The 5759-nt window shown below is 59.8% G+C and carries 5 protein-coding genes and 2 pseudogenes; all 7 read right to left on the bottom strand.

Annotation, left to right across the window (positions count from 1 at the left end; all coding sequences use genetic code 11):
• Positions 1–563 precede the first annotated feature (563 nt).
• Positions 564–1715 (bottom strand): IS91 family transposase, encoded by a 1152-nt coding sequence (locus tag NCT05_RS13705; RefSeq protein ID WP_250502560.1) that lies wholly within the window; start codon positions 1713–1715, stop codon positions 564–566.
• A 20-nt stretch (positions 1716–1735) separates the two neighbouring features.
• Positions 1736–2610: pseudogene (locus tag NCT05_RS13700) on the bottom strand (tyrosine-type recombinase/integrase).
• A 574-nt stretch (positions 2611–3184) separates the two neighbouring features.
• The gene (locus NCT05_RS13695) at positions 3185–3988 is read right to left on the bottom strand and encodes a transglutaminase-like domain-containing protein (RefSeq protein WP_250502559.1); all 804 of its coding nucleotides are present in this window, start codon (positions 3986–3988) and stop codon (positions 3185–3187) included.
• 309 nt (positions 3989–4297) lie between these two features.
• The gene (locus tag NCT05_RS13690; RefSeq protein ID WP_248324094.1) at positions 4298–4537 is read right to left on the bottom strand and encodes a hypothetical protein; all 240 of its coding nucleotides are present in this window, start codon (positions 4535–4537) and stop codon (positions 4298–4300) included.
• A gap of 204 nt (positions 4538–4741) precedes the next feature.
• Positions 4742–4957 carry a hypothetical protein gene (locus NCT05_RS13685; RefSeq protein ID WP_250502561.1) on the bottom strand — a complete coding sequence of 72 codons (216 nt, stop codon included), beginning with the start codon at positions 4955–4957 and terminating at the stop codon, positions 4742–4744.
• Positions 4926–5336 carry a hypothetical protein gene (locus NCT05_RS13680; RefSeq protein WP_250502558.1) on the bottom strand — a complete coding sequence of 137 codons (411 nt, stop codon included), beginning with the start codon at positions 5334–5336 and terminating at the stop codon, positions 4926–4928. The genes NCT05_RS13685 and NCT05_RS13680 overlap by 32 nt, the downstream gene beginning before the upstream one ends.
• Before the next feature lie 263 nt (positions 5337–5599).
• A pseudogene (locus NCT05_RS13675) lies at positions 5600–5759 on the bottom strand (IS630 family transposase); the annotation flags it as partial.

Genomic DNA, 5759 nt, shown 5'->3' with positions numbered 1-5759 from the left:
CAGCTGGTCAATGATTCCGCAGGTGTGCCAAGCGTCATTGAGAACGCCGACGTTTCCAGAGTTCCGCAAACCCTTAACGACGGGCCCTAAGGCGTCAGAGACCGAGGTCTGATGTGGGAGCCAAGCCGGCGCCCTGAAGCCAAAGCCGGCCATGCAACAGTCGGACTGGCGGCGCCGTGTCGTGCCGAGCGGCACTACCCGTTTAGGTTTATTCGATGCCTGCCCTCAACCACGGGCTCGTCATCGAACGACAACGCGTGCGGGCAGGCGTTGGATAAACCTCGAGGAAGGAAACCGCGGAGTAGTCCGATGCAGTCAGCGTTTTCGCTATGGCGATTGATCAATGTGGCTGATCTGGGTTGCGGGCCGGCGGCGGGCGATGCAAGCGTCCGGAGCGGCGTGAAGGCGGCAATGAAGGCGACCTCGCATGTGACCGTCAGCTCGGATCATGGCTGTAGGACCGTCTATGACGCTCAAAGCACAACCGTCCGCTCGTCGGCGGCGTTGACGCAAAGCCGACTGTTGAGATGGAGATCGAAGCAAAGCGCTCATCGCTGGGCCGCCTATGGTGGGGCACGAATCGGTACGGTACGCGGGAGAATGTCAATGACAAGCATGGGCGCGCCGCAGTGCCGACAGATGAAGGTTGGTCGATCGACGATGACCGTGTCGTGCGGTGTTGGGCGGAGTTCGGGGGTCACGCCGAGCAGCGTACGTATCTTTCTTAGATTTGCGCGGCGCACCGGGTTAGAGAGCAACCCATAATGCCGGATTCGATGGAACCCGACTGGCAGCACGTGGAGCAGGAAGCGGCGCATAAACTCCGCAGCGTCCAGCGTCATGGCCTTGTAGCGGGTGCGGCCCTTCTCGCGGTAATCCTTCCAGCGGAAGGTCACGCCTCGCTCATCAAAGGCAAGTAGACGCTGGTTGGAGATCGCGACGCGATGTGTATAGCGTGACAGGTACGCGAGCACCGCTTCAGGGCCCGCAAACGGACGCTTGGCATACACGAACCATTCCGAAGCCCGCAGCGGTGCAAGCCACCTCGCGAAGGCCGCGCGATCCGCGAGCTGCGTGTACTCGCCAAAGAACTGAAGCCGTCCGCGCTGATGAGCATCAGTGAGCGCCTCCAGGAAGCGCCTGCGAAACAGGCGCGAGAGCACGCGCACGGGCAGGAAGAAGCCGCGCCGACAGGCGATCCAACGTGCGCCATCGTCTGAGAGGCCACCGCCCGGGACAATGCCGTGCACATGAGGATGATGCGTGAGCGCTGAGCCCCAGGTGTGCAGCACGAGCGTGGCGCCAATGTCGGCGCCTAGGTGCTTGGGGTCCGCCGCGATAGTGCGCAACGTCTCGGCGGCGATATCGAACAGCAGCCCGTAGATGACGCGCTTGTTATACCAAGCGATCGCACTGATCGGTGCGGGGAGCGTGAAGACGACGTGGTAGTACTCCACGGGCAGCAGATCGGCCTCTCGCGCTTGGAGCCAGCGGCGTGCGGCACTGGCCTGACACTTCGGGCAATGGCGATTCCGACATGAGTTATACGCGATCTCGGTTCGCTTGCAGCCTGAACAGCGCAGCACATGTCCGCCCAGCGCCGCGCTGCGGCACTGTTCGATGGCCGACATCACCTTCAACTGCCCCAGGCTCAATGCTACTGTGCGTCGCCACGTGGGCCCGCAGGCGCGGAAGATGTCCGCGACCTCCAGCATCGGATCCGACCGCGTGTCCGCTACTCGAGGCGCAGGCGCTCCAGCGGGCTGACGACTTCTTGCAGCAAGTCGGTGGCGACCTGGGCGTAAAGTGCGGTGGTCTCAAGCTTCTTGTGACCCAGCAGCACCTGAATCACGCGGATATCCACCTTCTGCTCGAGCAGGTGCGTGGCAAAACTGTGGCGCAGCGTATGCATCGATACGCGCTTGTCGATTTGCGCGGCTTCGGCCGCAGCGCGAATCGCGCGATTGAGTTGCCGCGGAGTCAGCGGGTCGACAGGATCGAGTCCCGGAAATAACCAGCCGCCATCGGGCATCTTGCCCTGCGAGCGGGCCACGCGCCACCAGACCCGCAAGCGCTCTAGCAGCACCGGTGAGAGCATCGCATAGCGATCCTTACGGCCCTTGCCCTGTTCGACGCGCAGCGTCATGCGCTGGCTATCGACGTCGCCCACTTTGAGCGCGACCACTTCGCCGGCCCGCAACCCGGTGCCATAGGCGAGCGACAACGCTGTCTGATGCTTTAAGTTACCTGTGCCGCGATCAGTCGCCGGACCTCGTCCGGGCTGAGGATAACCGGCAGTACGCGCGGCACGCGCACCGGCTGCATCCGAGCCATCAATTCCGGCTTCTGAAGCGTAATGTCGAAGAAGAACTTCAGGCCGGTGATTGCCGCATTGAGAGAGATAGGCGATGTTCCGCGATCGACCAGATACAACTGGTAGTTTCGCAGGGCTTCGACCGTCGCGGTGTCGGGCGAGCGCTTAAGATATCGGGCGAATTCACGCACAATGCGCAAGTAGCCCGCTTGAGTCTTGGGAGAAAGCTGGCGCATGCGCATGTCGTCCGTCATGCGCTGACGCAGCGGGCTGACGCCCGGTTGTGTGGACATCATGATGCGGCTCCGTTGAGGAACGAGGCGGATTGCCCCGATCATCAACATACGGAATCGCGCCGCTCCCTTCTCAAGCCCCGCAAAGTCGGGCCGTAGCCCCTTACCGCGCGAGCGGTTTCGTTCCCCGACCCACTGCTGCCAGTTGCGAGGTCGGGCATGAGAGGGCCGCTAACAGATTGTTTCGGTCATCCACGTCGACGTATCAGAAACGACTATCGGGCCAATCGAAAAACTGACTTAGATGATCGTCCAGGTCTAATTCGGCCATGGCGTCGCATAGCCCTTGGTATAGCGGCGCAAATCGCGTGACTGAGATACTAAGCACGCTCGTCGACCCAGATCTGCCGGCCAGCAGAGTGCAGTCAGCGAGTCGGATTTCCAACCCACAACGCGCACTCGCCCTTCTCCAAAGCGGCCGCTCGGGAGACTTCAATCCTTTGGACAGTCTCGCGCGTCGCGCCACAACGATCAGCTCCGCGCAATAAACCGTTCGCTTCCAACTGCGCCATTGCAGCGCGACGCACCTTATCCGTACGTTACCGCGCCGGCTCAGCGTCGCAAGGGCGAAGCTCGGTCATTCCTGGTCACAGTGCACATTGAAGTGCGTTAGCACGGCGGCTCCGAATGCGTTGCTAATTGCGACATCGGCGGCATCGCGCCCGTATGCCATCAAAACACGTCCAATACGCGGCGCGTTGTTTCGCGGATCGAACGTCTGCCAGCTACCGCCCACGTAAGCTTCAAACCATCCCGCAAAATCCATCGGCGCCGTAACGGGCGGCAAGCCGACATCGCTGATATAGCCCGTACAGTAGCGCGCCGGAATATTCATTGCCCGGCATAGGGTGACGCCCAGATGCGCGAAGTCGCGACAGACGCCTTTGCGTTCACGGTACACGTCCCACGCAGTTTTGGTCGGCCGCGCATGGCCGTAATCAAATTCGATGTGTTCGTGCACGAAGTCGCAGACCGCCAGAACAGTGTCGCGGCCAGGCGTGCACTGACCGAAAATTTGCCACGCAATCTCGACCAGTAGATCGGTCTCGCAATAGCGGCTGCCCAATAGAAAACTCAGCGTATCGTCGGGCAACTGCTCAACCGGATGGGCCCACCCCTCAATGGGCCGCGTCTCCATAGAATCTGACACATTCAGCAGCGCTGTGGTGCTCAATGCCACACGTCCGACAGGTGCCACGATTCGACTGCATAGGTTGCCGAACAAATCGCGATATTGCCTTATCGGCACCGGCGGATCTGTGACGAGGAGATCGGCCACGACGACATCTTTGGCCTGCGAAAAATGCGTGTTCAGCATCAGCATCATCGGCGTCGGCTGCGAGCACTCGTACGACAGTTTGTATCCGACGCGAAGTTTCATGGATCCCGGATCCTCCGTGGTTCACTCATTGCAGGTGCTGTTGATTCAGGTATTCGGAGATGCATTGCGGCAGAAGGCAACAAGCGATGCCTCCAACTACCGGGCTCATGCTCTCGGCAAAAAATAGTTGCCTACTGTGCTGCTGTGCACAATCTTGGAAGGACGCTTTCTTGGCGGTTTAAGAAATCGGGGCTGACCGCGTTCGTTTGCGTACGCGGCTGATCGTCAATCCAACCGTACGCCGGATTCCGGCTAGGCGACGTACACCAACAATTAGTGAGTGTAGTGGGTCGGGAAACAAACATGCAGTCAATCGACGGGACCGAGTAACACGTCGATTGCGGCTTGGCCGGCAATTTCGGCTACCAAATAGGCCCAACGCTCAGTAAAAGGACCGTTGCGCAACGGGATGCGACCTCCCCGCGCACCGAGCACTTCGAGGTTCGTCGCGCCTCTTATCTGAAAGGTCACGTCAAAGGTGTTCTCGTCAGCAGCAGAAGTCAGTTCGATCTGAATCTCGAAGCCGCGGTATGGGATCGTTCGGTGCATGAAAGCCTCCCTTTCGTCTTCGGAGACTAACATGAGTCAGCATGGGACGGTCTAAGCAACCTTCGGATAGTCATGCATGCGCCACCACGCGTACACAAATATCTAGGTACCGAAACCTTCAGGCCCGCAGCTATTGATTTCGTCCATGCTTCTTGACCACCTGGACGGATCTCGGGCGCGCGAGCAGCGGGCGGGCCGCACGCATCAACCGAAGCGTGTTGCAAGCCACTCTTGCGCCCACTTCGTCGCAAATTCGACGGCATCTGCGCGAAGGTCGAAGCCCCCGAGGTCACCGCTATTAAGCACGTCGGTCAGGCTGCCGTCCGCGGCGTTACCGCTGATGCGTGCGTGCGCCATGTATTCTCCGTCTGCCCTTCGGGGCGTCGGGTCAATGCGAAAGCTCGTCGGACTCGTTTGCATGATCTTCAACTTTTCTATCGACCTGTTTGGAGGGCGGGCGCGCTTCGGTCGTTGCATCGTGTCGGGTCGCTGCTTCCCGCACCCGATGGTTCGTTTGCTCGCCGAAAAACGCGCGGCTAATTGGGCAAGTGTCGATCACTTCCTCTGCATATGCTGTGCAGGCGCGCCGCGCATCGCCCGCGCTCCGATACCCGTTTTGGGCGGGCAGCCTTAACACGCAACTGCGCGCCTGACCGGCTTCCGTTTCCGGCTCTTTGATACGCACGGCGGCATCGAATCCGTCCTCATAGCTGTGCCCGTGACCGGACAAGGTCGATTGGCGTGGAAAGACGAGCGGATAGATTTCCAGCCCACGATATAAGCGGAAACTGACTGTCATGAGTGAGCCCTCGCGCCGTTCAGCCGACAAAGTAAGAATGTGTGCAAAGCAGCTTCGGTAGTACTGACGGATTGATCGGGTTGCACGACCTCCGATGCATAACGGACTTCGGTAAAAACGTCGAAGCACTGCTGGAACCGAAAGCGGCATTCGGTCCGGACGGCACGTCCCATCCTACCCGCTTCCCAGACTTTGTACAGGTATCTTTGCACGCACAACTTGGGCCGATGCTAAGAGGAAGCACGTTATACTAGTCCACTGCATCATTGAAATGGCACCGGCCGAATTCGGCGCGATGGGTCGTCGTACTTCCATTTAATCGGCTTCGGATTCTTGTTGTGCTCGTGGATATAGCGCATCAGCTTACGGTCCAAGTCCTTCACAGTGGTGAAGACGCCTCGCGCGATCACATCACGTTGGATA

It is taken from the genome of Caballeronia sp. AZ7_KS35, from assembly GCF_023631045.1.
Taxonomy (GTDB): domain Bacteria; phylum Pseudomonadota; class Gammaproteobacteria; order Burkholderiales; family Burkholderiaceae; genus Caballeronia; species Caballeronia zhejiangensis.
This window is presented reverse-complemented; position numbering and strand designations above follow the sequence as displayed.

What these genes read in the sequence shown, in the direction of transcription:
- NCT05_RS13690 (WP_248324094.1), bottom strand. Translation starts at nt 4,537, where the DNA reads ATGCACCGAACGATCCCATACCGCGGCTTCGAGATTCAGATCGAACTG.
- NCT05_RS13705 (WP_250502560.1), bottom strand. Translation starts at nt 1,715, where the DNA reads ATGCTGGAGGTCGCGGACATCTTCCGCGCCTGCGGGCCCACGTGGCGA.
- NCT05_RS13685 (WP_250502561.1), bottom strand. Translation starts at nt 4,957, where the DNA reads ATGCAAACGAGTCCGACGAGCTTTCGCATTGACCCGACGCCCCGAAGG.
- NCT05_RS13680 (WP_250502558.1), bottom strand. Translation starts at nt 5,336, where the DNA reads ATGACAGTCAGTTTCCGCTTATATCGTGGGCTGGAAATCTATCCGCTC.
- NCT05_RS13695 (WP_250502559.1), bottom strand. Translation starts at nt 3,988, where the DNA reads ATGAAACTTCGCGTCGGATACAAACTGTCGTACGAGTGCTCGCAGCCG.